Origin of the sequence: Paludisphaera borealis (assembly GCF_001956985.1) — a bacterium.
In the GTDB taxonomy this organism is placed as follows: Bacteria; Planctomycetota; Planctomycetia; order Isosphaerales; family Isosphaeraceae; genus Paludisphaera; species Paludisphaera borealis.
This window is the reverse complement of the sequence record NZ_CP019082.1, coordinates 5,618,488-5,644,237: the sequence shown is the minus strand read 5'-3', so window position 1 is coordinate 5,644,237 and position 25,750 is coordinate 5,618,488. Positions and strand designations below refer to the sequence as shown.

General features: G+C 67.8%; 16 protein-coding genes and 1 tRNA gene. 11 read left to right on the top strand and 6 right to left on the bottom strand.

Features of this window, described 5'->3' with window-relative positions; genetic code table 11:
* Positions 1-63 precede the first annotated feature (63 nt).
* From BSF38_RS21755 to BSF38_RS21725, 7 genes are all read left to right on the top strand, one after another.
* Entirely contained in the window at positions 64-1,893 is a 1,830-nt protein-coding gene (locus BSF38_RS21755) for a UbiD family decarboxylase (protein WP_076349179.1), read from the top strand.
* A 78-nt stretch (positions 1,894-1,971) separates the two neighbouring features.
* Positions 1,972-2,826, top strand: coding sequence for a hypothetical protein (locus tag BSF38_RS21750; RefSeq protein ID WP_076349177.1), 855 nt, complete (start codon positions 1,972-1,974; stop codon positions 2,824-2,826).
* Between the two features lie 271 nt (positions 2,827-3,097).
* Positions 3,098-4,081, top strand: a complete 984-nt coding sequence (gene rpsB / locus BSF38_RS21745; protein WP_237170559.1) for a 30S ribosomal protein S2 — start codon at positions 3,098-3,100, stop codon at positions 4,079-4,081.
* 226 nt (positions 4,082-4,307) lie between these two features.
* Positions 4,308-4,904 carry a translation elongation factor Ts gene (locus tag BSF38_RS21740; protein WP_076349173.1) on the top strand — a complete coding sequence of 199 codons (597 nt, stop codon included), beginning with the start codon at positions 4,308-4,310 and terminating at the stop codon, positions 4,902-4,904.
* Positions 4,905-5,014: 110 nt separating this feature from the next.
* Entirely contained in the window at positions 5,015-5,788 is a 774-nt protein-coding gene (gene pyrH, locus BSF38_RS21735) for a UMP kinase (RefSeq protein WP_076349171.1), read from the top strand.
* A gap of 157 nt (positions 5,789-5,945) precedes the next feature.
* Positions 5,946-6,506: a ribosome recycling factor gene (frr, locus tag BSF38_RS21730; protein ID WP_076349169.1), complete on the top strand. Its 561-nt coding sequence runs from the start codon at positions 5,946-5,948 to the stop codon at positions 6,504-6,506.
* 117 nt (positions 6,507-6,623) lie between these two features.
* Positions 6,624-6,697: transfer RNA gene (locus tag BSF38_RS21725), tRNA-Val, on the top strand.
* Positions 6,698-6,815: 118 nt separating this feature from the next.
* On the opposite strand, the gene BSF38_RS21720 is transcribed toward BSF38_RS21725, so the two are convergent.
* From BSF38_RS21720 to BSF38_RS21710, 3 genes are all read right to left on the bottom strand, one after another.
* A complete protein-coding gene (locus BSF38_RS21720; RefSeq protein ID WP_076349167.1) occupies positions 6,816-10,187 on the bottom strand; it encodes a PVC-type heme-binding CxxCH protein in 3,372 nt (1,123 codons plus the stop codon).
* A 315-nt stretch (positions 10,188-10,502) separates the two neighbouring features.
* Entirely contained in the window at positions 10,503-13,052 is a 2,550-nt protein-coding gene (gene hrpB / locus BSF38_RS21715) for an ATP-dependent helicase HrpB (protein ID WP_076349165.1), read from the bottom strand.
* Between the two features lie 57 nt (positions 13,053-13,109).
* A complete protein-coding gene (locus BSF38_RS21710; RefSeq protein WP_076349163.1) occupies positions 13,110-14,606 on the bottom strand; it encodes a peptidylprolyl isomerase in 1,497 nt (498 codons plus the stop codon).
* Positions 14,607-15,036: 430 nt separating this feature from the next.
* On the opposite strand from BSF38_RS21710, the gene BSF38_RS21700 reads away from it, so the two are divergent.
* A complete protein-coding gene (locus tag BSF38_RS21700) occupies positions 15,037-18,930 on the top strand; it encodes a serine/threonine-protein kinase (RefSeq protein ID WP_076349159.1) in 3,894 nt (1,297 codons plus the stop codon).
* Here BSF38_RS21700 and BSF38_RS21695 read toward each other — a convergent pair.
* Positions 18,873-20,084 carry a GTPase gene (locus BSF38_RS21695; protein WP_076349157.1) on the bottom strand — a complete coding sequence of 404 codons (1,212 nt, stop codon included), beginning with the start codon at positions 20,082-20,084 and terminating at the stop codon, positions 18,873-18,875. The genes BSF38_RS21700 and BSF38_RS21695 overlap by 58 nt on opposite strands.
* Before the next feature lie 306 nt (positions 20,085-20,390).
* Here BSF38_RS21695 and BSF38_RS21690 point away from each other — a divergent pair, with 306 nt between their 5' ends.
* From BSF38_RS21690 to BSF38_RS21675, 3 genes are all read left to right on the top strand, one after another.
* Entirely contained in the window at positions 20,391-22,256 is a 1,866-nt protein-coding gene (locus BSF38_RS21690; RefSeq protein ID WP_145952264.1) for a hypothetical protein, read from the top strand.
* Positions 22,257-23,008: 752 nt separating this feature from the next.
* Positions 23,009-23,497, top strand: a complete 489-nt coding sequence (locus tag BSF38_RS21680) for an EVE domain-containing protein (protein ID WP_076349151.1) — start codon at positions 23,009-23,011, stop codon at positions 23,495-23,497.
* 9 nt (positions 23,498-23,506) lie between these two features.
* Complete coding sequence (locus tag BSF38_RS21675) at positions 23,507-23,890, top strand: VOC family protein (RefSeq protein ID WP_076349149.1); 384 nt, start codon at positions 23,507-23,509, stop codon at positions 23,888-23,890.
* A gap of 30 nt (positions 23,891-23,920) precedes the next feature.
* On the opposite strand, the gene BSF38_RS21670 is transcribed toward BSF38_RS21675, so the two are convergent.
* Both BSF38_RS21670 and BSF38_RS21665 read right to left on the bottom strand, forming a co-directional pair.
* Positions 23,921-24,124 carry a hypothetical protein gene (locus tag BSF38_RS21670; protein WP_076349147.1) on the bottom strand — a complete coding sequence of 68 codons (204 nt, stop codon included), beginning with the start codon at positions 24,122-24,124 and terminating at the stop codon, positions 23,921-23,923.
* 142 nt (positions 24,125-24,266) lie between these two features.
* Positions 24,267-25,736: an RtcB family protein gene (locus BSF38_RS21665; protein ID WP_076351269.1), complete on the bottom strand. Its 1,470-nt coding sequence runs from the start codon at positions 25,734-25,736 to the stop codon at positions 24,267-24,269.
* Positions 25,737-25,750 lie beyond the last annotated feature (14 nt).

Here is a 25,750-nt window from a genome sequence, read left to right as displayed (position 1 = left end):
CGAGATCGTATCCTGGCGTACCGCAACCCAACCCTTGCCCGACCGTTTCGAGGACCCGCCCGGATGGGCTATCGCTCGCTTGCTCAGTGCGTCCGTGATCTCGAACAGACCGGCCGTCTCATCGCCGTCGACGACGAGGTCGACCCGCACCTCGAAGCCGCCGCGATCCAGCGCAGGGTCTACCAGGCGGGAGGGCCGGCGATCCTCTTCCGCAGGGTCAAGGGGACACCGTTTCCGATGGTCGGCAACCTGTTCGGGACTATCGAACGCGCCCGATTCCTGTTTCGCGACACCCTCGATGACGTCCGCCGGCTCGTCGATCTCAAGGTCGATCCGTCCGTCGCGGCCCGACGCCCCTGGCGCTATTATCGCCTGCCGCGCACGCTCTGGACGCTCTTGCCCAAGGTGGTCCGTCGCGGGCCGATCCTCGACCATCAGACGACGATCGACAAGCTCCCGGCCCTCACGTCATGGCCACTCGACGGCGGTCCGTTCATCACGCTCCCCCTCGTGTACAGCGAAGATCCCGACCGCCCCGGCCTGGCACGATCGAACCTGGGGATGTACCGCGTCCAGCTCTCGGGAAACGCCTATGAGACGAACCGCGAGGTCGGCCTTCATTACCAGATCCACCGGGGGATCGGCGTCCACCACGCGGCGGCGATCCGGCGCGGCGAGCCGCTGCGTGTCAACGTGTTCGTCGGCGGCCCCCCCGCCCTGACTCTCGCCGCCGTCATGCCGTTGCCCGAGGGAATGCCGGAATTGGCCTTCGCCGGAGCGCTCGGCGGACGCCGCGTCGCGATGGTCGCGCCCGAGGGTTGCCTGCCGATGCCGGCCGAGGCCGATTTCGTGATCGCCGGCACGATCGACCCGCACGCCCGCAAGCCCGAGGGGCCGTTCGGCGATCACCTGGGCTATTACAGCCTCGCCCACGACTTCCCCGTGCTCCGCGTCGAGCGTGTCTACCACCGCGCCGGGGCGATCTGGCCGTTCACAACGGTCGGCCGCCCTCCCCAGGAAGATACGACGTTCGGCGAGCTGATCCACGACCTGACCGGGCCGATCATCCCGACCGTGCTGCCGGGCGTCCACGCGATCCACGCCGTCGACGCAGCCGGCGTCCACCCGCTGCTGCTGGCGATCGCCAGTGAGCGCTACGTCCCCTACGCGGCCGTTCGGAGGCCGCAAGAAATCTTGACCGTCGCCAACGCGATCCTCGGCCAGGGGCAGCTCTCGCTGGCGAAGTACTTGCTGATCGTCGCCCGCGAGGACGACCCGGATCTGGACGTCCACGACATCCCCGCGTTTCTCCAGCACTTGCTGGAACGCATCGACTGGAGCGCCGATCTTCACTTCCAGACCCGGACGACGATCGACACCCTCGATTATTCCGGCCACGGCTTGAACCAGGGGTCGAAGGTCGTGATGGCCGCCGCCGGGCCGAAGCGCAGGGAGCTTCCCCGCGAGCTGCCGTCCGGATTGCGACTCCCCGACGGCTTCAGCGAGCCGAGGCTTGTACGGCCCGGCGTGATCGCCGTCTCCGGCCCGAAGTACGACGAGGGAACTCGCCGGCTCGACGGATTCACCGGCTTCTTCGGCCCCGACGATCCGATCCGACGGTTCCCGCTGATCGTGATCGTCGACGACAGCGAATTCACCGCGCGGAGCGTGTCGAACTTCCTCTGGGTCGTCTTCACCCGGTCGAACCCGGCCGCCGACGTCGACGGGATCGACACGTTCGTTCACGACAAGCATTGGGGGTGCAACGGGCCCTTGGTCATCGACGCCCGGATCAAGCCGCACCACGCCCCCCCCCTCGTCGACGACCCCGAGATCGAAGCCCGCGTCGACCGCCTCGCCGCGCCCGGCGGCCCATTCCACGGAATTTACTGACGCCAGCCCGACTCTCTCCGTATCCTGAACGTCGCATCCGTCGTCGTTTCTCCGGCACACTCAAGGTGAGATAGCGCGATGAAGCTACCCCGCGTGCAGATCAGCGTGCGTTGGCTATTGTTCGCGGTGGCCGCTTTCGCCGTATCGACGTGGACCGCGATGATGCTCCAGAGGGCCTTCCATTACCGAGAGCAGGCCGAGAACCAGGCGTGGCTGGAAGCAAAACACCGGAGTGAGGAGCATCGCTTGCGGACCTCCGAGGACAGAAGTTTCGGTGCCGAAGCAATTCCGGGCGAGATCCGGAGGGAAGCCGAGGAGGCCGACCGTCATGGTCGCTTGAAGAGGCAGTATCAGCAGCTGGCGACTCACCCCTGGGAGGACGCCCCGCATGACTTGCCCTTGCCCTACCCCTGGGACCGCGATCGGGACCGCGCCGTCCTGGAGGCCGCGCTGGCCGACCTGATGGACCCCAAAAATCCTGAAAATGCGATCGAATTCTGGACGGCCGGCGGCGCGCCTTGCCCGGAGATCGTCGTCGGCGAGACGACGTACTCTTGGTCGAGCGATTCGGATGGGGACGAGTCGGATGACGCGTGGGACGACCTGAACCGGCGCAACTCGGGCGGACCGATTCTGATCGCGGGGATCGGCGTCGGCGGAAGCCTGAAGGTCAGTTACGACGACCCGGATCGACTCTTCCAAGAGTCGGTGGATGCAGACATGGCCTTCCGTGATTACTTCCATAAGCTCCATCCCACGTCGTGTGGGTATGCCTGGGTGACGCTTCCCGGATTCTCCCGCGACGGTCGCAAGGCGTTCCTCTTCATCTCCGGCGGGTACGGCGGCGGTCATTCCGTGAGCTGGACGTACGAACTGGCTCGTGCCGATAGTGGATGGGAAGTCAGGGAACGAGGCTGTCATGTCAGCCAGTAGACTCCTCCGTCGTGCAAGCGAAGGCGGACGGATTTGACGGAGTACGTATTAGCCGATAAACTGATACTCCCCCTTGAGAAAGGGATCGGCGCGGCGGGTCGAGGCTGAGTTTTCGCCTGGATTGGCGAGCGTGTGCGCTCACTGCGAAGCTTCGCGGCGAGCTGGTGAAATCCACGCAAACCGGTGCCGCGTCGAGGATTGTGACGTAATTACGATCCCTGCTACTCTCGCAAGACCGCCCTGGGCGCATCGCTCCAGGGATCGCGGTCGGATGGAACTAGGATTCGAGAAGGGTGGATTCATGGCTCTGGTCGTCAAGGATCTGATCGACGCCGGCGTACACTTCGGCCATCGCGCCAGTCGCTGGAACCCGAAGATGAAGCCGTACATCTACGGCAAGCGCAACCTGATTCACATCATCGATTTGAAAGAGACCGTGCGCGGCCTGCTCCGCGCGACCAAGTATTTCAACAAGATCGCCTCAACGAACGGATTGATCCTGTTCGTCGGCACCAAGCGGCAGGCTTCCGAGACGATCGTCGAGGAATGCACGCGGAGCGGAATGCCCTACGTCACCGAGCGTTGGCTGGGCGGAACCCTCACCAATTTCCGGACGATCCGCAGCCGGCTTCAGCGGCTTGAGGAGTTGGAGCAGATTCTCGACGGCGAACAGGCCTCGAGCTACTCCAAGAAGATGATCTCCACGCTGGGCCGCGAGCGCCGCAAGATCGAGCGCAACCTCAGCGGCATCCGCAGCATGACCCGGCTTCCCGAAGCCCTGCTGGTCATTGACCCGCGCCGCGAGCACATCGCGGTGGCCGAAGCCCGCAAGCTGGGCATCAAGGTCGTCGCGATGCTCGACACCGACTGCGACCCGGACCTGGTCGACCTGCCGATCCCCAGCAACGACGACAGCATGCGGTCGATCGAGTTGCTGATGAAGCGGCTGACCGACGCCATCATCGTGGGCAAGGCCTCGGCCCCGCCCGAGCCGCCCCCGGCCCCCGAACGCGAGCAGGGACGCGGCGGCCGCCGCATCCCGGGACGCGGCGACGGCATCCGGTTCGCTGATCGCGCCCCGGCCGCCGCCCCGGCTCCGGCCGCGCCCGCCGCTCCGGCCCCCGTCGCGGAAGCGCCCGCTTCGGAAGCTGCAGCCGTCGAAGCTCCGGCTGCCGAAGCGCCGGCCGCCCCCGCCGTCGAAGCGCCCGCGCCGGCCGAGACCGCCGCGCCGACGCCGGCCTCGGAAACCGTCTGAGCACGAGAACGCGGTGAATCGCGAGCGGCCGAAGCTTCGAAGACCTCGGGGTTTCGGCCGTTCCCCACTGGCCGCCGGCGACGCCCTCGACCCATGCCGGCGCAGGCCGGAACCATCTTCGCGCGCCGCCCCGGCCGGTTCCGACGGCTCTCGACCCGCTCGAAGCCTTCAACCAAAACAGCAGCGCATCGCTCTAACTCACAAAGTCTGAAGAGGAGAATTTCTGATGGCCGCGATCACGGCTCAGGCTGTCAACGAGTTCCGCAAGAAGACCGGGCTGGGCCTGATGGAGTGCAAGAAGCTCCTGACCGAAGCCGACGGCGACCTGGCCAAGGCCGAAACCCTGGCCAAGGAGCGAGGGCTCAAGCAGGCCGAACTGCGCGCCGGCAGGGCCGCCACGGCCGGCCGCGTCGAGGTCTACATCCACCACGACGCCAAGTCGGGCGTGCTCGTCGAACTCAATTGCGAGACCGACTTCGTCGCCCGCAACGACGAGTTCAAGCAACTCGCCAAAGACCTCGCGCTGCACATCATGGCCACCAACCCGAAGTACGTCAGGCGGGAAGACGTGCCCGCCGACGTGGTCGAGGAGCAGAAGCGGATCTTCATGAGCCAGGTGGGCGACAAGCCCCAGAACATCCAGGAGAAGATCGCCGTCGGCAAGCTCGACTCGTGGTACGCCGAGTCGGTCCTGCTCGATCAGCCGTTCATCCGCGACGACAGCAAGAGCGTCCGCGACGTCATCATGGGCGTCAACTCCCGCACCGGCGAGAACATCTCGGTGGCCCGATTCGCCCGCTTCGTCGTGGGCGAGGAACGTTGACGTAGGTCTTCCCCTGGAAGCGCCGGCCTCGGAGACGACCGAGCCGGCGCCTCCCTCCGCCAACCCGTTGCGAGCCTAGACGCCACCCGGACCCGCACAAGGAAATGGTCATGGATTCCACCGACTCGACCTCCACCCCGGCGTTCCGCCGCGTCCTCTTGAAGCTCTCCGGCGAAAGCTTCTGCCGGCCCGGCGAGGGAGGCATCAGCGTCGACGAGGTCAGCCGGATCGCCCGCCAGGTGTCGCGGGTCGCGGCCCGCGGCGTCCAGCTCGCCATCGTCGTCGGGGGAGGCAACATCCTCCGCGGCGCCCAGCTCAGCCGCGGCTCCGACGTCATCAAGGAAGCGACCGCCCACTACATGGGCATGACCGCGACCGTCATCAACGGCCTCGCCCTTCAGGACGCCCTGGAGAGCGTCGGCTGCGAGACCCGGCTCATGACCACGATCCGCATGGACGAGATCGCCGAGCCGTTCATCCGCCGCCGGGCGCTCTCGCACCTCGAACGCGGCCGGATCGTCGTCCTCGCCACCGGGACGGGCAGCCCGTTCGTCACGACCGACACCGCCGCCGCGCTCCGCGGCAAGGAACTCGGCGTCGAGGTGCTGCTCAAGGCCACCCGCGTCGACGGCGTTTACTCGGCCGACCCCGAGAAGAACCCCCACGCCATGCTCTACCAGCAGCTCACCTACGACCAGGTGCTCCGCGACGAGCTGAAGGTCATGGACATGACCGCCATCGGCATGTGTTTCGAAAGCGCCCTGCCGATCCTCGTGTTCAACTTCAAGCGGGAAGGCAACATCGAGCGCGCGGTCGCCGGCGAGCCGATCGGCACGTGGGTCGCCGCCAAATCCCGCCCACGCCCGACGCCCGGCTCCGCGTGAGAGAGACGACGGCGCCGAAACGATCTTTCCAACGACCGCCTCGGGGACTGTTCCGGGCGGTCGCGACGTTGGTAACATAATCGCGCAAACGCCCCGAGCCCGCGGGTGGAGAGAAGCCCCCCCGGGAAGGGACCTTGTCGAGCCAGGGAGCCGTAAGATGAGCATCGAAGAAATCGCGCTGGAAGCCGAAGACCGGATGGAGAAGAGCGTCACGCTGTTGACCGACCAGCTCCGCGGAATCCGCACGGGCCGGGCCAACGTCGGACTCATCGAGTCGATCCGCGTCGACTACTACGGCTCGTCCACGCCGCTGAAGCAGCTCGCCAACCTGAGCACCCCCGAGCCCCAGCAGATCCTGATCCGCCCCTTCGACCCCTCGGTGATCGGCGACATCGTCAAGGCGATCCAGACCAGCGACATCGGCCTGACGCCGAACTCCGACGGCAAGGCCGTCCGGCTCAACGTCCCCCCGCTCTCCGTCGAGCAGCGCAAGAAGCTGGTCGGCCGGGTCAAGGACCTCGCCGAAGAGGCCCGCATCTCGATCCGCAACATCCGCCGCGACGCCAACAAGCAGGGCGACCAGGAGCAGACCGACAAGATCCTCACCGAGGACGACCTGGCCACCTGTAAGGAAGAGATCCAGAACCTGACCAAGAAGTTCGAGAGCAAGGTCAACGACCTCGCCGACAAGAAGTCGGCCGAAGTCCTGGAATCCTGACCGTCGAACCGCCCTTCCGACGGAATTCCGGCTCGATCGCCCTCAAGCCTCTTGACCCGCCGGCCAATGAGTTCTATAGTTAACTTCCCCGGGGCGATAAGCTCCGCAACACTCCCCGGGCGATTAGCTCAGTTGGCTAGAGCGCCTGCTCGACACGCAGGAGGTCACAGGTTCGAATCCTGTATCGCCCATAAGAAGGTTCAAGCCTAGCTTGAACTTTCCATCCCGCCGACACAACCGCCGCCCCGCCGAGATCATTCGGCGGGGCGGCGGTTTTTTTTGTCCTGCCCCATTCGCTGAACTCGCGGGTCAGCGGCCTTCGGGTCGGGACTCGGGGGTGTCGCCGGAACCGGGCTTCTGGTTGGCGAGGTAGGCGACGAGGTCGCGGACCTCGGAGCGGGAAAGGGACTTGGTCAGGTCGGCGGGCATCGCGGATGCGCCTCGCTTACGTTCCTCGACGTCGTCCTTGGAGATCGTGACGAGTTTCCCTTCGGGGGTCATGAGCTTGAGGGCGTCGCCGGCCTCCGACTTGAGGATGCCGGCCTGGACCTGGCCGTCGGCGGTGGCGACGACCAGGGTTTCGAAGCCCTCGGCGATCTTGCGGTCCGGGGCGACGATCGATTCGAGGAGGTACTCGCGGGGCTGCCGGCCGCCGACGCCGGAGAGGTCGGGGCCGACGTCGCCCCCCTGGCCGCCGACCTTGTGGCAGCGGACGCACTGAACCTCGGCCTTTTCAAAGAAGATCCGCCGTCCTCGATCCGGGTCGCCGCCGGCCAGCGCCTCGCGGAACGCGGCCACCGGGTCGTCTTTCGGTCGTCCGGCCTCGATCCGCCCGAGTCGGTCCTTGACCTCGGAGGAAGGCCGCCTCGCCGCGGCTTCGATCACGTCGAGCTGGACTTCCGGGGCAACCTTGCCGGCCGCCAGGAGGTCGAGCCAGCGGGCGAGCACGACGTCGGCCGTTGGGTCGGCCAGGTCGCCGAGCGTCGCCAGGGCCGCTTGCTGCTCGGCCGAGACGCCCGAATCGAGGGCGCGCTCCAGGGCCGGGATCGCCTCCTTGGGACGAACCTTGGCCAGGACGCGGAGCCCTTCGGCGCGAAGGCTCGTCTCGGGGGAGTCGACGGCGTGGCGGGCCAGGTCGGCAAGCTGGGCGTCGCCGAGCTGGTTGAGCGCCCGGAGGACCTCGACGCGGACCTCGGCCGGCTTCTTGACGTCGGCGAGGACCTTCCTGAGAGCCTCCGCGTCGGCCTTGTCGGCCAGGGAGCCGGCCGCGCGGGTCGCCGCCTTCTGGACGACCGAGGAAGCGTCTTTCAGGAGTCCGTCGAGCACCGGCTTCAACGCGGCGGCGGCCGCCACCGCGGGACGGTCCGCGATCGGCCGCCAGAGGCCGACCACGGCGTCGCGGCCGGAGGGCTTGGCCCAGTTCCTCAAGGCGTCGATCGCCTCTACACGGACGGACTCGGGTACGTCCTGACGCGCGGCGATCGCAGCGAGGGCGTTCGCGCCGTCCGTTCCGCCGACCCGAGAGTTGGCCGCGACGACGCGCCGCCAGATCGGGCTCGGCAGATCCTTGCGCCCTGCCAGAGCGGCGAGTGCGGGGAATGCGGCGGCGATCGGCTGGTCGTGGATCGCCCGGGCCGCCTCAAGAACCAGTCGGGCGTCTTTGTCGCCGAGGAACATCGCGACCTCGGCCCGGCCGAGTCGCCGGTAAGCGAGGAGCGAGGCCAACCGGACGTTCGCCGAGTCGTCCTTCGCGGCCCGGGCGAGGGTCTCAAGGTCGCCCGCGCCGATAAGGCCCATGACGGCGGCGTGGCGCAGGTAGGCGTCGTCGCCGTCCTTACGGGCCATATCGACCAGCGGGCCGGCCGCCTCGCGACGCCCCATCCGTCCCAGCGCGATCGCGGCGAAGAACCGGACGCGCGGGGTGGCGTCGGCCAGCAGCGGAACCAGCCGGTCCCCCGCCGACGCGGCCCGATCGTCGCCCAACGTCTTCGCCGCCTGCGCGCGGACCTCGGCGTCGGCGTCGGTCAGCAAGTCCGCGAGCGCGCCGTGAACCGACGCTTCGCGGCGGCCGACCTGGCCGAGTCCCCAGATCGCGTGCAGCCGGGCGAGCGGCGCCTTGCTCTGGCGGGCCGCCTGGGTCAACGGTTGAATCGCGCCGGCGCCCTTGGCCGCGAGGGCGAACTGGGCTTTCTGACGGACGCGCATGTCGGCGTGGGCGAGCAGTCCGGCCAGCTCGTCGGGGCTTCGCTTATCGAACCCGTCGGCCAGAATCGTGCGGACCTCGGCGACCTTCGCGTCCCCCTTGAGGGCGGGATCGAACACGCGGTAGAGCCTCCCCTTGCCCGTCTTCTCCCAGCCCTCGACCCAGTCGGAGAAATACAAGGAGCCGTCCGGCGCGAAGTCGACGTCGGTAACCTCGACGCCCCAGAGGAATTCCTCCGATTCGGCCAGCTCGAACGAGGCGCCCTTCGGCTTGACGCTGAACGCGCGGATGCCGCTCGATGTGCCGCTGCCGCGGAAGTCGGCCAGGAAGAAGTGGTCCTTGTACCGATCGGGCAGGGCGGTCACGCCGGGGTTGCGGGTCAGGCCAGACGGGCCGTCGCTGAGGTTCGCGAGAGGCGGGAGGATCGACGCCGACTTTTCAGCCTCGCCGGGGACCCAAAGTTTCTCTTCGTTCCACGGGCCTCGGCTGGTCGGCTTCTCGATGAACTGGTAGCCGATCCGCCAGCCGCTGTCACCCCCTTCGACCAGATGGACCAGCCGGGCTTTGTCGCCGCTGTCGGAGTTGTTATCGACCGTGAACAGATCGCCGCGGGGGTCGAACGCCAGCTCTTGCGGGTTGCGAAGCCCGATCGCGACGACCTCAAGCTCGCTGCCGTCGGGGTTGCATCGCAGGATCGAGCCGCTGTCGAGCTGAACCAACCCTCGGCCGTCGACCTGCACGTTGAAGCCGCGGTCGCCGATGCTGGAATAGAGCTTTCCGTCGGGGCCGAACGTCAGGCCGTGGAGGTCGTGGCCGAGAAAGCCGACGTGGACGCCGTATCCGGTATGGAGAGTCGACCGCTCGTCGGCCACGCCGTCGCCGTTGGCGTCGCGGAGCAGCCAGAGATCGGGGATGCAGGCGAAATAGACGTCGTCGCCCCGCGCCAGCACGCCCGCGCCGATGCCGACGGCCGGGTTGTTGAACCCGTCGGCGAAGACGGTCGCCGCGTCGGCCGCGCCGTCGCCGTCGCGATCCTCGATCCGTCGAAGCCGGTCGTGCGCGACGGAGTACCCGGCGAACTCTTCGGGCGAGAGGAATTTCCGGTACATCGCGACGCGGTCGGCGACCGTCCGGCAGGCCAGGTCGTCGTCGATCCAGTTCACATGTGAACGGTTGTCGGTCACGCCGTCGCCGTGGCGGAACGTCTCGGCGACGTAAAACCGTCCCCGATCGTCGGCCCAGAAGGCGACCGGATTCGCCAGCAGCGGCTCGGCCGCGAACAGCTCGACCTTCAGGCCCGCCGGCACGCGGAACCGCGCGATCGCCTTCTTGCCCTCGTCGGAGGCCGGCTTGATCTCGGGCTCGTAAGGCGGCTTGGCGGCCGGCGCCTGAGCCGAAGCAGCGGAGGAGAAAAACGACAGCGCGGCCGCGAAAGCCAGGCTGAACGCGACGGCCGAGGCGAAGCGGGATCGAGGCATGGCGGCAGGCGACTCCAAGGCTAGGTCTTCGCGAAGCAATAACTTCTCCAAACCCATGCTGACATCTGGGTGCCACGCGGTTCGGTAGTCCGAACCCGTGCGTAACGTCCGAGGCGCTCGGGGCACGGGGCGAGTACGACCCGTGACACCCTTAACCCATCAATACAGTCTTTTTTCTATCCGTCTTTAACTCAGCTTATTGCTTCATCGCGACCAAAAGGCGGGGTGAGAAGGTTCCGACCTTTATTGGACCACGCTCCCGACGCATCTGTCCAGGGGGACCGGAGATCGGGCCGAAAAGCGGCGGCGCCCGCTTCAGGAACGATGAGGCCGCACGACGGCGCGGGCCGTGAGCGGGTCTTCGGGCCAGGCGTGTTTGGGGTAGCGGTTGCGGAGGTCCTTGCGGACCTGGTGATAAGTGTTCGTCCAGAAGCTCTTGAGGTCCGACGTCACCTGGACCGGGCGATGGTTCGGGCCGAGCAGCTCGATCAGCAGCGGAACGCGGCCGCGAGCCAGGCGCGGGGCGTCGATCCAGCCGAACAACTCTTGCAGACGCACCGAGAGCACGGGCGTTCGGCCGGGCTCGTAAGTCAGCCGCACATGCCGGCCGCTGGGGATCGTCAGGGATTCGGGCGCGCTCTGGGACAACTCGCGGACCTGCGCGGGGGCGAGCGTCGCTTCCAGGTAGGGAACCTTGGCGGCCTTCTCGACTTCGGAGGCGCGCGACTTGCCCTGGCAGAGGAATTCGAGTTGTTCGGCGAACATCTCTTCAGTGATCTCGGGCCATTCGAGTTCGGGGACGGCCAGGCGGACGAAATCGTAGCGGGCGAGCCAGGCCGCCGCCGTTGCGTCATCGCGGAAAATCGCGCCGGCGCGGGGGCGTAAAGCGTCGAGCAGGGCCGCCGACGCCTCCCGCGCATCGGCCGGCGGAGCGGCGTCCTCGCGGAGCAACAGATCCTCATACCAGAGCTGATTGACGGCGACGACGCGCTCGCGGTCGGCGTCGTACTGCGTGCGGCGCACCCGACGAACCGATTGCGGAACCAGCTCCTCCAGCCATTCCAGCCGCACCGAGCTGGCGATCGACACCTGCAATTCGAGCGTCCCGCGCCGGCGCTCCTCGCGGGGATCGAGGGCCAGGAACAACTCGCCCTCGCGGACGACCGACTCCCGCGCCAGGCGGACCCCGCGCCCGCCGACCATGACGCCCGTCTCCTCTGAGCCGCGCCGCCGCGCCACGCGGTCGGGGTACGCCAGAATCAGCAGCTTCAACAGCGCTTCCTCGCGGTCGTCCTCGTCGAGGTCGGCTCGTCGCGCCGGGCCTTCAAGCCTCGCTCCCAGACGAACCAGATCGTCCTGGATCCGCGCAACTTGACGAGCGGCCGAAGGATCGATCCCCCGGACGCGCAGCGACGGCGAAAACCGCGCGGATTCGGCCTCGGCGAGCAGGTCGAGGCGAGGCAGGACGTCGGACAGCCCGCGACGGCCGCCGCCAGGGCGGCGGTCGGCGATGTCCTTCTCCGAGAGCAACGCGGCGAGGGCTGCTCCCTCATGGAGCACCCCTTCGCCGGCGGCGGCCAGCAGCAATCGGGCGAGTCGGGGATGCACGGGCAAGGCGAGGATCCGCTTCCCCAGCGGCGTGATCGACCGGGCGACGGGGTCGAGGGCGCCGAGCCGGCCGAGCAGGGTTTCGGCGGCCTCGATCCGATCCTTCGACGGCGGCTCGTACCAGCCGAAATGCTCGGGCTCGCGCACGCCCCACGAATGGAGCGTCAGGACCGTCGAGCCGAGGTCGACGCGGTGGATCTCGGCCGCGTCGAACGGGGCGAGCGTGGCTTGCCGGCGTTCCGACCAGAGCCGGATGCAGCGCCCGGGGCGGGTCCGACCCGCCCGCCCGGCGCGCTGGGCGGCCGAGGCCTGGCTGATCCGTTCGAGGTCGAGCCGGTCCAGACCGCGCTGAGGATCGTGATGGGCGACGCGGGCGAGGCCGGCGTCGATCACGGTGGTCACGCCGTCGATCGTCAGCGAGGTCTCGGCGATGTTCGTCGCCACGATGATCTTGCGACGATCGGAGGGCCGAAGCGCCAGGTCTTGCTCGTCGGCCGGCAGCGAACCGTGAAGCGGCAACACCAGGGCGCCCGCCCGGGCGGCGACCGGTTCGAGTTCCTTGCAGGCGCGGCGGATCTCCGCCGTCCCCGGCAGGAAAACGAGGATGTGGCCGTCGTCGGAGCGATCGGCGAGGGCCGAGGCGACGGCGCTCGCGATGGTTTCGGGATTGGTAGGCTGGTCGGCCTCGCGGTATTCGATCGCGACGGGGAAGGCGCGGCCGGGAACTTCGACGATGGGCGCGTCGAGGAACCGGGCGACGGGCTCGGCGTCGAGCGTGGCCGACATCACGATGATGCGAAGGTCGGGCCGGACCTCGCGTCTGACTTCACGGAGCAGGCTGAGGGCCAGATCGGTGTGGAGGCTCCGCTCGTGGAATTCGTCGAGAACGACCGCCCCCACCGATTCGAGGAACGGGTCGGCCAGGATCTGGCGGGTGAGGACGCCCTCGGTCTCGATCAGAAGCCGGGACGAGGCCGACGCCCGGCGCTCGAACCGGATCTGGTATCCGACCTCGCGGCCGAGCGTCCAACCTTGCTCGTCGGCGATCCGGGCCGCGGCGGCCCGCGTGGCGACCCGTCGCGGCTGAAGGACGATCACCGACGGGTTGTCGGCCCCCAGCAGGCCCGAGCGGACGAGCGCGGCGGGCACGCGCGTCGTCTTCCCCGACCCCGGGGCGGCGGTCAGCACCACCCCCCGCCCCTCTCGGAGACAATCGAGGATGCGAGGCAAGCTGGGATCGATGGGCAGCGGAATCATGGAAGTCGCTCGGCTCGAATCGGCTCGGCGTGCGCGGTCGTCTCGGTCCGTCCCAGGTTAGCTGTTGATCTTGAGGACCGGAACCAGGTGGTTGTTGATGAACCGGTAGTAGGTTCCACCGGGCTTGAGCGGCTGGCCGTTCGAGGCGCGGCCGCGAGCCCGGCCGGTGAAGGCCAGCGCGGTCGCCTTGTTGGCTCGGAACCGGACTTGCCCCTGACGGCCGATCAGCTTGTTATAACCGCTGCCCGCCACCAGGGTCGAGCGCCCGAACCAGCCGTGGGCGAGCGTGTAGCCGCCGCCGCCGGTGACGACGTTCTTGCCGCCGCGGCCGCCGTCGATCGTCGCGGGGATCGTGATATCGTTCGAGACCGTGATCTTGTCACTAGCCTTGGAGCCGTAGGCGACGATCTGCGAGAGGGAGTCCGCCGCGGGCTGGATCGAGTCGAGCACGCCGTTGACGACGACCTGGACCTTCTCGCTGGGGGGGATCGTCGGGGCCGCGACCTGGTTGACCTCGATCGTGTTGGTCGTCGTCTTCAATTGCTTCCAGGTCCCGGGAACGGGAGTGGCGATCAGGACGTCGCCGATCTGCCGGACCGCGCCGGTGACGGCCGGGGTGTAGACCACGAAGGTCTGGGTCGACGTGGTGCCGTCGCTCGGGTCGGTCGCGGTGACCGTGATGTTGGCCTTCTCGCCCGGATGGGCCGACGTCGTGTCGATCAGCAGAACGCCGTTGGGATTCGAGTCCGACAGCGTCGCCGAGTTGATCGTGACCGGGTTGTCGGGGACGGAGACCTCGGGCGGTGAAGCGCCGTTCGAGTGGACTGTCACGTTCGACATGTCGGTCAGAGTGTTGAAGCCGGACACCTGCTGGCCGAAGATGGTGTAATTGTAGTTGAGGGCCGGCTGCGGGCCGAACGTGATGAAGAACTGGGCGTCGCTCGAACCGGCGGTGCCGGAGTTGGCCATGGCGAGCTGGCCGACGCTGTTGAAGGCGAGCTGCTGGGAGATCTCGGTGTTGATCCCCGGCGTGCCGCTCGACGACGACGTGCTGGTCGGGCTGTTCGATCCGCCCTGAGCCACGAATCCCGAGAGGATGCGCGGGAAGTATTTTCCGGTGTCGGTGTAATAACCGGTATTGGTGAAGTTGGTGATGCGGTCGACGGTGTTCGGAGTCAGACCGGGAAAGAACTGGAACGTCATCGGCTGATTGATGAACGTGACGTCGCCGGCGGTGGTGGACGCCAGGTGGGTGACGTTGATCGTCCAGAACTGCCCCTGGGCGACGTTCACCTTGATGTCCGCGTTGTCGGACGTGGCGGTGAACGTCTGCTTGGGGCTGGTGGTCCCGCTGCCGTCGAGCGTGAGCTGATAGCCCTGGGCCGCGGGGACCGAAACGTCGCCGATCGGGGCGAGCGAGGCCGTCATCAACTGGCGCTCTTCAAGCCCCTCGAGGATGGGCCGGCGCTTGGATCGCTGTGCGACGCGACGCCCTGCTCCACTCGCTTGCGAGATCGCGAGGAACAGGCTCTTTCGAAGAATACGGTCCCACATGCGCAGCCTCCTGGCGCTTCGATAGGCTCGACCCGGCCTCACGCGTTGCCGTGAGACGATCGGGCTTGACGATTCCAATAAGAGTATCGGACGAACGGGATTTCCGGCTTGAGTCGGTTTCCCCCCGGATCGCCATTGACCATCGCCCCGGTCGAAGAAAGGATCGGCTTCGACCGGGCCGGAGGATGAGCGAACCCCCGCGCGGCTCGCTCGCTCAAGCCCAAGGTTGTTGAACCGCTTGGACTTAGCGATCAAACCCAAGCATTTATGATTGACACGGCAGGTCCGTGGGACTATAGTATCTTCATAGGCCCGTGCCATTGCATGCACGTATTGGGTCTCATGTCTCCCTCGATCCGAATCTCAAAAGTCTCTGGCGGCGCACGGAAGTCTTGTGTGGGGACGAGCCCCTTGGAACGAGCACGATTTCATGCAGATCCCCGAATCGAACAGCGGGCGCGAACGTCCTGAGGGCTCCGGCTCGCAAGATGGTTCTCCGGCCGCGCGCGGCGAGTCGGGGCCGACGGTGGATCCTCCGACCATCGTGCGCGGGTCGAGCAGCACGTCGCGGCGCGTCCCGGTGCTCGGCCGTGCGGCGGTCTCGATCCCCCTGCCCCAGCCCGGCCAGGTCATCGACACCTTCGTGCTCGAAGAAGCCATCGGGGCGGGCGGCATGGGCGCCGTGTTCCGCGCCCACGACGCGAAACTCGACCGCCAGGTCGCGCTCAAGCTCCTCCCCCCCGACCAGACCGACGACCCCGAGGTCGTCCAGCGGTTCTATCAAGAGGGCCGGTCCGCCGCGCAGCTCGACCACGAGAACATCGCGCGGGTGTACAGCCTAGGCCAGGACGGGATCTATCACTACATCGTATTTGAATATATCGAAGGCGTCACGATTCGCCGGAAGGTCGACGACAACGGCCCGCTGCCGTTGAACGAGGCGGTGGACGTCACGCTTCAGATCTCCGAGGCGCTTGTCCACGCGACGAATCGCGGGGTGGTCCACCGCGACATCAAGCCGTCGAACATCATCCTCACTCCGCAGGGCCGGGCGAAGCTCGTCGACATGGGGCTGGCGCGTCGATTCGAGCGGCAGACCGACGTCGGGCTGACCCAGACCGGGATGACCCTGGGCACGTTCGACTACATCAGCCCCGAGCAGGCGCGCGACCCGCGCGACGTCGACGTCCGCAGCGACCTGTATTCGCTCGGATGCACGCTTTTTCACATGCTCAGCGGCCAGCCGCCGTTCCCCGGGGGAACCGTCCTCCAGAAGCTGCTTCAGCACCAGGAGGAGCCGCCGCCGGACGTCCGGGCGCTGAACCCGGCGGTGCCGGCCGATCTGGCGCGGGTGTTGACCAAGCTGATGGCCAAGGACCGCGACCGCCGCTACCAGTCGCCGGAGCAGCTCGTCCGCGACCTGCTGACCGTCGCCGGCCAGTCGGGGCTGACGTTGTCGCACGTCGACGCGCCCGCCTGGATGTCCAAGCCGCGCCGGCCGTCGTGGGAACGGCACCTGGTCTTCCTCGTCCCCACGGCGGGCTTCGTGCTGCTGGCGGCCGGGCTGCTCTGGTGGGGCCGAGAGCTGGCCGACTCCACGTCGTCCTCGCCGCTGGGCGAGTTCGGCGCGACCGCCCCCCCGCGCCCTCAGACGGCGCTGAACGCCGCGGCCGCCCGGATCGCTCCCGACGCCGCGGATCGGCCGGCCGCGGTCGGGGTCGACGCCGCGGCCCGGAGCATCAGCGTCCGACCGGCCGACGACCTGGCGTCGGTGATCGCGTCGGCGCCTCGCAAGTCAGTCGTCACTCTCACCGACGACGGCCCCTACTTGCTGGGCGGGCGGCTCGGCGGCCCGCGCGCGAACCCGACCCTGCTCAACCGCGACGTGACCATCCGCGCCGAGTCCGGCAAACGGCCGGTTCTCAAGTTCGCGGCCGACGCCCGGGGGGCCGACCAACCCGCCCCGGCCTTGCTCGCCTTCGCCGGCGGGCGCGTCGCGCTCAAGGGGCTGATCATCGAAGTCGAGAGCGAACCGCCCGCCGGCCGCGCGGCGGCCATCCTGGTCGAAGACGCGGAGCTGAAGCTGGAGGGCTGCACGTTCCGTCGCGACGACGGCCTCGAAGCCGCGACCGTCGGGCTCCCGGCCGTCCTCGGCCGCGTGCTCAAGGCCGGCTCGGCCGACGGCGGCCGTCCCCCCTTCATCTTCGCCGACCAGTGCCATTTCGACCCCGGCGCCGTCGCCTTTGAGTGCGAGGGGCCGGCCGATCTTCGGTTCAGCGACTGCACGTTCGGCCCCGGCGGGACCTCGATCTGGCTCAACAACGGCCGCGCCGCCGCGCCGCCGGCCTGCGACGTCTTGATCCAGCGCTCGAGCTTCATGACCGGCCCCGCGCCCGTGTTCCAGATCGACGGCTCGCTCGCCACGTTTCGGGTCGACGACTCGGTGATCGCCCCTGGCGCGGTCGGCGGCGCTCTGGGAAGCCTGATCCAGGTCGACACCCCCCGTAACCTCGACTGGAGCGGCCGATCGAACCTCTACGGCAAGCTCAACGCGTTCCTGACCGTCGCCGGCCAGGAGGACGCCGCGGAGAACGTCCGCGACTTCGAGCACTGGCGAGAGAACCAGTCCGAGCAGCGCGAGGTGAAGAGCGTTCCGGCCCGTTCGCTGGTCTGGGAATCGTCCGACCCCGCCCAGGATCTGGCCTATGGCGTCGATAACCCGACGCGCGCCTTTCAACTCGCGCCAGCCTCCAGCCAGTCGGGCCGTCGCGGGGCGAGCCGAGGTCCCTTTGGCGCCACGCTCGTCGATTCCACCAGCCCCCGACCGGACGCCGCGGCGAAGGAGACGATCGCCGCCCAGCCCGCGTTCGAGCCTGCCAAGACCGTACCGAGCGCCCCGGAGCCGAGCAAGGTCGTGGGCCCTCCCCTGAAACTCGACGCCGACACGCCGCTCGCGCCGATGCCGATGCCCATGCCGATCCCGACGACGACCGTCGCGGCCCGGACGAACGAAGCGACCGGCATCCCCGCGCTGCCGCCGATGACCACCACCCCGACCGATGACCCCGCCGAACCCGCCACGGCCGCATCGAACCGCGAGCCCGAGGTCGCCGTCACGTCCCCCAAAGCCCCGCTTGCGAACGCCGGCGAGCCGAAGCCGGCGGAAACGGACGAGGCGTCGGGACGAGCGACCACGAGGCGGACGGTCAACTCCGACGAGGACGTGATCCGCAGCGCCGAGCAGTTCGTCAACGTGCTCGCCCGCCACGGAACCAAGGGGGGCGTTTTGCGAATCGCGGCGGGGGCCGACCTCGAGCTCTCGCCCGTGGAGTTCAACGGCGGCGCCGAGTGGCGGATCGAGGCCGAGGCCGGCGGCCACCGCCCCCGAATCCGCTTCCGCCCGCCTCTGTTCGCCGCGCGGACGGCGTCGAACTGGACGACCCTCCTGAACGTGCAAGGGGGCAAGCTCCACCTTCAGGGGCTCGACGTCCTGGTTCAGGACGCCGATCCCGAGGCGATGAGCCGGATCGCGGCCGTCGGCCTGGTCGCGGGCGCGAGCCTGACGCTGACCGACTGCACGGTCACGCTCTCGGGACCGGCTTCGAGCCTCGCCGTCGTCGCCGTCCTGCCCGGCCGGACGTCGAACGACGCCCTCCCGACCGATTCCAACAAACCGGCGGTCGTGCGCATCCACGACAGCTTCCTGCGGTCCATCGGCGACGGCTTCACGGTGGCCTCGGACCGGCGACTCGACTGCGAGCTGCGCAACGTGCTAGTCGCCACCGACGGCAGCCTGCTGCACGCGTTGGGCTGCACCCAGGCCACCCGCCAGACGCCTTCGCTCACCCTGAAGCTCGACCGCGTCTCGGCGATGGCCAAGGGAGGCCTGGTTCACCTGGAAAGCTCGCCCGACGAGCCGGAATTGCACCTCGCCGAGGTCCAGGCCGAGAACTCGGTCCTCAGCACCGGCTCGGCCGCCGGACCGCTGTTCCGGGTCGACGGCCGCGAGTCCATGGAAAGCCTCCGCGACCGCATCCGATGGACCGGCGACAACGTCGGTTACCATCAGATCACGGCCTACCGCCGCGACGAAGTCGCCCAAACCGGAATCCGCCCCCGGATCTACGACCGCACCGACTGGAACAACTTCGTCCGCAAGGACGAATCGCCCGTGCTCGAAGTGCAGTTCCTCAACAAGCTTCCGCCGACGGAATCGGCCGGCTCGATGTCGAAGGACGACCTCCGTCTCTCACCCCAGAGCCCGCTCTACCGCAAGGGGTCCGACCTCCAGCGCATCCCCGAAGCCCCCGACGTCGAGACCTGAGCCAACGATCGCAATGTTTGCAACGCCGCGCGTTCGTTCCCGACGGCGAACGACGCGCGGGCGGCGCGCAGCGCCTCCACTTGCTCGGTCCGAAACGGCAAGCCCGCGCCCGGCTCGGGCGGATTCGGAACCAGTCGCCGGGCGATCTCTCGTCCCAGTTCGTCCAGGCCGTCGCCGCGCTCGGCGGATACGGCCACGACCGCAAACGCATCCATCCACGCGGTTTCGGGCGTCCACGCAGCCGGCAGGTCGGCCTTGTTGACGATCACCAGCGCGTCGCCGTCGGCGGCCAAAAGCCGTCGGTCCTCCACTTCGAGCGGCTGCGACCGGTCGAACACCTTGAGGAGCAGGTCGGCCCGCCGATGCTCTCGAAGCGCCCGTTCGATCCCCGATTGCTCGATCAGGTCGTCGGTCCCCCGCACCCCGGCCGTGTCGACCAGCTCGACCGGCCAGCCGTCGAAGGCCGCCGACACGGTCACGACGTCGCGGGTCGTCCCAGGCGTGGCGTCCACGATCGCCCGCTGATAGCCCGCGAGTGCGTTCAGAAGCCGGCTCTTGCCGACGTTGGGCCGACCCGCGATCACGACTCGCCAACCCGCGATGAGCCGAACTCCGACGCGCCCGCGCTCGATCAGCCGATCCAGCTCGGCCAGCCCCCGGCCGCGATCCGCTTCGATTACCGCGATCAACCGGTCGAGTTCCGCGTCGAGCGCCCCCTGCGCCTGTTCGAGCAGGATTTCGGCCGTGCGCAAGGTCGAGGCCCTCGCCAGATCCTCCAGGGCCGCCGCCCGGATCGGGCTCCCCGCCGCGTGCTCGGCGAACGCCCCTGGTTCGACCAGCCGCCCCCCGGCGTTCGTGAGCGTCTCGACCACCAGGTCGACCGCCGCCGGTCCGCCGTGGCACTGGATCTCCACCTCCGGCGGCTCACCGTCGAGGACCACCGCCACGACCTCGTCACCGAGCCCCGAGCCGATCCTCCCCAACCTCGGCCGCCGCCGCGGAGTGGTTCCGAGCCCCTCCCCCCGCGCCGGCCGGAACACCGCGCTCGCAGCCGCCAACGCCCCCTCTCCCCAGACCCGCACCACCCCGATCGCCCCCCGCCCACGCGGTGTGAGGACGCAGACGGATGGCCGACTCGCCGCCGCTTCGCTCATCGAAATCCCGCCTCGATCCGACATACCTGGCATAATTGGGACGCCGCCATGACATCTGGGACTGTCCACGAACAACGTCCAACTCGAAGAGTTGAGTCGAAACGTGAGACCGAAGACATCTGCCACGGAGGACTTGGAGGGGAACGGGGAGGATCTGGGAAACGATCAACCAGGTCGCGTCCCCCTCCGTATTATTCTCCGCGTCCTCCGTGGTGAATTTCCTTGAACCAGCAGTTGGCCGCTGTTCGTGGACGACCCCATGTATCGTAACAAGCTGACGTACCACCAACCGGCGGAGTCCGTGCGATGTCGAGCGGAGAACCGTCGCGCAGGATGATTCCAAGGCTGGCGACGTCGACCGGAAGGTTGCTTGAGAATCGTCGCCTGCCGATCATCGCGGCCGTGCTGGCCGTCTTCCTCTCGCTGCCTGCGCTTGGCGTCGGCTGGATGCTCGACGACTACTATCATCGGACGGTTCTGCTCGGGAACTCGCAGTTGCGGGACCTTCTCGGCCCTCCTTCGGAGATGTTCCGATTTTTCCGGGGCGACCCGGTTCGGACCGGCCGCGTCATGGACGTCGGGCTCTTTCCGTGGTGGACCGACCCAAGCATCAAGGGCGAGTTTCTGCAAGCGCTGACCGTCCTGACGCATCGGCTTGATTACGCACTCTGGCCAAACTCCGCGGCGCTCATGCACGCTCACAGCCTGCTCTGGCTCGGTGCCGCCGTGACGGTCGCGGCGGCCTTCTACCGGCGGATGCTCGGTCCGGCCTGGGTCGCGGGGGTCGCGGCGTTGCTGTTCGCACTCGACGACACGCGCGGCACGACCGTGGGATGGCTGGCTAACCGCAACGTGCTCGTCGCGGCGACGTTCGGTGTCTCGGCCTTGATCGCCCACGACCGCTGGAGGCGCGACGGCTCGCGCCCGGCGGCGCTTCTGGCCCCCATGTTGCTCCTGGCCGCCCTGTTCTCGAAGGAGGAAGGGATCGGGACGTGCGCCTACCTGGCTTCCTACGCGCTGTTCGTCGATCCTCGGGGGCGGTGGCGAGGTGGTCTGGCCTTGTGGCCGTATGTCGTGGCGGTCATCGCGTGGGCGGTTCTCCGGGCGTCGTGGGGTTACGGCGTCCACGATATGGGCCTCTACATCGACCCGCTGACCGACGCCGGGCGATTCGCGACGGCGGTCTCGACCCGCCTGCCGATCCTGTTGCTCGGCCAGTGGAGTCCGATCCAGGCTGACCTCGCCACCGTGCTGCGGCCGTCGATGTTCGCGGGCTTGTGGTGGCTCGCGTCGGCCTTCCTCGCCCTGCTCGCCTTTGCGGAGGCTCCGCTGCTCCGCCGCGATCGGGTCGCCTGCTACTGGGCCGCCGGCATGCTCTTCGCCTCGATCCCGGTCTGCGCCACGGCCCCGATGGACCGGTTGCTCACGTTCGTCGGCATCGGCGCATCGGGCCTTTTGGCCCAATACCTGGCGTTCGTGTTCGGCGGCGCCGTCGGCGGGCCTTCCAGCGCATCGTGGCGGGTCACGGCGAGGGCGCTGGCGTGGTTCCTCGTGGTGGTCCATGCGATCTTCGCCCCGATCTCACTTCCGTTCCGGGCCGCGAACCCGGTGGGCCCCAGGTGGGTCGAGGCGCGTTTCTACGTCCAAATGCCGCTGGGGCCGTCGTTGGAGGATCGAACCGTCGTCATCGTGAACGCCCCGAGCGCCGTGAACGCCACCTACCTGATCCTTCGACGCGAGCAGAGTGGGCTCTCCGTGCCCCGACACACGTGGGTCCTCGCGCCGGCGATGCCTTCCGTAACCATCCATCGCCTCGACGAGCGGACGCTCGCGATCAGGCCCCAAAAGGGGTATCTCCGATGGCCGCTCGATCAGGTTTTCCGGAGCGAGCGCCGCCCGTTCGCACTCGGGGATCAGGTAAGGCTGACGGGCATGATCGTCACGATCACCGACCTGACCGCCGACGGCCGCCCGGCCGAGGCGACGTTCCGGTTCGACGTCCCGCTCGAATCGCCGTCACTACTCTGGCTCTGCTTCCAAGGTGACGGCTTCGAACCGTTCACACCTCCGGCCGTGGGTCAGGACATTGAAATCCAGATCGACTGGAAGGCGCTGCTCTCCCCCGTTGGGCACACCGACCGCACGACCGACAAAGAGCTCTCGAATCATTGATTCCCGCCCCAGTTTTCCTAAACAGAATCGCGGCTGGAATCCATACTCTCCATAGACGTAGCGATGGTGCGCGCGGATCTTTGACAACTCGGATGATCGATGGTCCGTTCGTCGATCGAGGCGAAGGTCAGGACTCGGCTTCATAGAGCCCCAACTCGAAGCGAAAACGGGACGATCGAACCCAATCGCCCGGTCGACCGCGAGGTTGGATTTCCTGGTGGCCGGCGACGAGGCGGCCCTTCGAAAACGCGACGAGCGAACCCAATCGGCCAAGGCGCCCCGCCGGGTCTTGCAAGCTTCGGATCGGGCCGTGGACGGGCCGCACGGAATCGAAAAACGGAGCGATCGAACCCAAATTGCGAAGGCTCGAAAGGGCCTCAGCGACGACAACAACCCGAATCTAAAGTCTTTCCACACAAAAATGTTACAGCAATCTCCCGAAGCGGCAGTGAACACGAGCGGCGAATCGAAAACGCGACGATCGAACCCAATCGCCCCGAAAGCCGCGATGGCGGGTTTCCTGGCGGCCGGCGACGAATCGGCGTCGGGAAACCGCGACGATCGAACCCAATCGTCTTGAGGGTCGCGACGGGGAGCACCTCATCGGCGAGCGACGAATCGGCGTCACGAAAACGCGACGATCGAACCCAATCGCCGGGCGGCATCTGGATTGACTCGGGGCGGGTCTCCGGGTTCATTGGGAGGCCGGGCGGCAACGAAGACCCTGGTTACAACGACAGCAAGGGATACGCATGGCGTACTGGTTGTTCAAGTCGGAGCCCGACTCGTACTCGTTCGCCGACTTGATGGGCGAGGCCGATAAAACGACGGGCTGGAGCGGGGTGCGGAACTTCCAGGCTCGGAATTTCCTCCGCGACGCGATCCAGGTCGGCGACGGCGTCTTGTTCTACCACTCCAGCGTCACCCCGGCGGCGATCGTCGGGATCGCCGAGGTGGTAAAGGCGGGCCACCCCGACCCGACGGCCTTCGACCCGGGGACGGACTACCACGACCCCAAGAGCGACCCCGCCAAGCCGACGTGGTTCCAGGTGTCGATCAAGGCCGTGAGGCCGATCGACCCGCCGCTGGACCTGCCCAGGCTCAAGACGGTTCCCGAGCTGGCCGGCATGGAGCTGCTTCGCAAGGGGAGCCGGTTGTCGGTTCAGCCGGTCTCGGATGCGGAATGGAAGACGATCCTGTCCCTCGCGGGGGGCAAGGCGACCAAGAGTCGGAAAGGCTGAGGAGCGAACATGGCGCGTCTCGAACACTTCGCGATCTACGCCCAGAACGCCGGGGCTCTCAAGGACTTCTACGTCCAGACGATGGGCCTGCGGGTCGTCCTGGTCGGCCCCGGCGAGCCCCCCGCCGGCTACTTCCTCGCCGACGACCACGGGGGCGCGATCGAGATCATCGCCCGGCCCGAAGGCCAGGCGAACGCCAACCAGCGGTGGGTGTGCCACGTCGCGTTCTGGGTCGACGACGTCGACGCCAAGCGGACCGAGCTTGAGGCGCTCGGGCTGACCTTCGAGACCGATACGGCCGTCGACGACGACGCCATGAAGACCGCCTTCTTCCACGACCCCGAAGGCAACCGCTGCCAGATCGTCTGGCGACGCCGGCCGCTGGGAAGCTGAGTCTCAGCCCCGTGCTCCAGCGAATTCGGCTCAGGCGGAGGTCGGCTCTCGAAGGCCAGCGCCGCGCCACTCGATCTTGTAGTTGTTCTCGGCGGCGTACTTCTCGATCTCGGCCTTCGACTGGGGGAGCACGACCCGGGTCAGCTCACGGTACGATCCGCTCCCCGACCGCTTCCAGTCCACGACCTCCCCAAACCACTGTCCGTCCAGGTAATAAACGATCAGGATGGTCATGCCCAATACTCCGCCCCGATGACATCAAAGGATTTCGACGATCAGCGTCTTCCTGAAGTAATGTACGGGTAGAGGCCGCACCAAGCAACACGGCCGACGCGCCGGAGAGCATCCTCCCGGCGCGTCGGCTGGTTCTCATATTTTAACCCTTGATGACGCCGACGGGCCGCAGGCGGGCGACTTTCTTGGAGATGCCGACCTTGTCGACGACGTCGACGACGAGGTCGACGTCCTTATAGGCCGCCGGCTGCTCCTCGGCGAGTCCCTTGTGTCCACGCGCCCGGGCGATGATGCCGATGGCGTCGAGTTCTTTATCAATTCGGCGCCCCTCGGCCAGGCGGATCGCGGCGGTCCGGCTCATCATCCGGCCGGCCCCGTGACAGCTCGTGCCGAACGAGTGGATCATGCTCCCCGGCTGGCCGGCCAGCACCCAGCTCGCCGTCCCCATGCTGCCGGGGATGATGACGGGCTGGCCCACCTGGGCGTACGCTTCGGGGATCTCGGGATGCCCCGGAGGGAACGCCCGCGTGGCCCCCTTGCGGTGGACGCAGACCTGCTTCTGGACCCCGCCCCCGACGTCGTGGTCCTCGAACTTGGCGATGTTGTGCGCTACGTCATAGACCAGGTCCATCCCGAGCGCCTCCCATGGCTTGCCGAAGATCCGGGCGAAGACTTCGCGAGCCTGGTGCGTCAGCAACTGGCGGTTGCACCAGGCGTAGTTGGCGGCGGCCCGCATCGCTCCCAGGTAGTCCTGCCCCTCGGGGCTCCGAACCGGCGCGCAGGCGAGCTGCCAGTCAGGAAGCTCGAATCCATACTTCTTCGGCGCGTTCTTGAAGACGCCCAGGTAGTCGTCGCAGACCTGGTAGCCCAGCCCGCGCGAGCCCGAGTGGATCAGGACGGTTACCTGCCCCTCGCGCAGGCCCATCACCTCTGCGGCCGTCGCGTCGACGATCCGGTCGACCACCTGGACTTCCAGGAAGTGGTTCCCCGAGCCCAACGTGCCGCACTGGTCGGCGCCGCGGAGGATGGCCCGCTCGCTGACCCGCCCGGGGTCGGCGCCGTCGAGCCGCCCGCCGGCCTCGGCGAACTCGATGTCGCGGGCGACGCCGTAGCCCTTGTCGACGACGAACGAGACCCCCTCGCCCAGCAGCCTGATCAGCTCGGGCTTGCTGAACGAGAACGCCCCGCGCTGGCCTACGCCGGTGGGGATGTCGCGGAAAAGCTGGTCGACGAGCGGCCGGATGCGGTCTTTAATGTCCGCCCATTCGAGGTTGGTCCGCAGCAGGCGGACGCCGCAGTTGATGTCGTAACCGACCCCTCCCGGCGAGATCACGCCCCCCTGCTCCGGGTCGGTCGCAGCGACGCCCCCGATGCAGAAGCCGTACCCCCAGTGGATGTCGGGCATGGCCAGGCTGGCCTTCTGGATGCCCGGCAGCGTCGCCACGTTGACCACCTGCTCAGGACCCTGGTCCTTCTTGATCTGACCGATCAGCGCGTCGTCGGCGAAGATCAGGCCGTCGACCCGCATATCGGCGCGATACGTCTTGGGAATCCGCCACTGGCAAGGAGCCACCTGCTCCAGCGGTCCCTCGTAGCCTCCGGTCTTGGCCATCGTCCGAGCCTCCG

Excerpts from the sequence above, each read along its gene's own strand:
- pyrH (WP_076349171.1), top strand. The coding sequence starts at position 5,015 with ATGGATTCCACCGACTCGACCTCCACCCCGGCGTTCCGCCGCGTCCTC.
- BSF38_RS21750 (WP_076349177.1), top strand. The coding sequence starts at position 1,972 with ATGAAGCTACCCCGCGTGCAGATCAGCGTGCGTTGGCTATTGTTCGCG.
- BSF38_RS21755 (WP_076349179.1), top strand. The coding sequence starts at position 64 with ATGGGCTATCGCTCGCTTGCTCAGTGCGTCCGTGATCTCGAACAGACC.
- BSF38_RS21675 (WP_076349149.1), top strand. The coding sequence starts at position 23,507 with ATGGCGCGTCTCGAACACTTCGCGATCTACGCCCAGAACGCCGGGGCT.
- BSF38_RS21680 (WP_076349151.1), top strand. The coding sequence starts at position 23,009 with ATGGCGTACTGGTTGTTCAAGTCGGAGCCCGACTCGTACTCGTTCGCC.
- BSF38_RS21690 (WP_145952264.1), top strand. The coding sequence starts at position 20,391 with ATGTCGAGCGGAGAACCGTCGCGCAGGATGATTCCAAGGCTGGCGACG.
- BSF38_RS21695 (WP_076349157.1), bottom strand. The coding sequence starts at position 20,084 with ATGAGCGAAGCGGCGGCGAGTCGGCCATCCGTCTGCGTCCTCACACCG.
- hrpB (WP_076349165.1), bottom strand. The coding sequence starts at position 13,052 with ATGATTCCGCTGCCCATCGATCCCAGCTTGCCTCGCATCCTCGATTGT.
- BSF38_RS21700 (WP_076349159.1), top strand. The coding sequence starts at position 15,037 with ATGCAGATCCCCGAATCGAACAGCGGGCGCGAACGTCCTGAGGGCTCC.
- BSF38_RS21665 (WP_076351269.1), bottom strand. The coding sequence starts at position 25,736 with ATGGCCAAGACCGGAGGCTACGAGGGACCGCTGGAGCAGGTGGCTCCT.
- BSF38_RS21740 (WP_076349173.1), top strand. The coding sequence starts at position 4,308 with ATGGCCGCGATCACGGCTCAGGCTGTCAACGAGTTCCGCAAGAAGACC.
- rpsB (WP_237170559.1), top strand. The coding sequence starts at position 3,098 with ATGGAACTAGGATTCGAGAAGGGTGGATTCATGGCTCTGGTCGTCAAG.
- frr (WP_076349169.1), top strand. The coding sequence starts at position 5,946 with ATGAGCATCGAAGAAATCGCGCTGGAAGCCGAAGACCGGATGGAGAAG.
- BSF38_RS21720 (WP_076349167.1), bottom strand. The coding sequence starts at position 10,187 with ATGCCTCGATCCCGCTTCGCCTCGGCCGTCGCGTTCAGCCTGGCTTTC.
- BSF38_RS21670 (WP_076349147.1), bottom strand. The coding sequence starts at position 24,124 with ATGACCATCCTGATCGTTTATTACCTGGACGGACAGTGGTTTGGGGAG.
- BSF38_RS21710 (WP_076349163.1), bottom strand. The coding sequence starts at position 14,606 with ATGTGGGACCGTATTCTTCGAAAGAGCCTGTTCCTCGCGATCTCGCAA.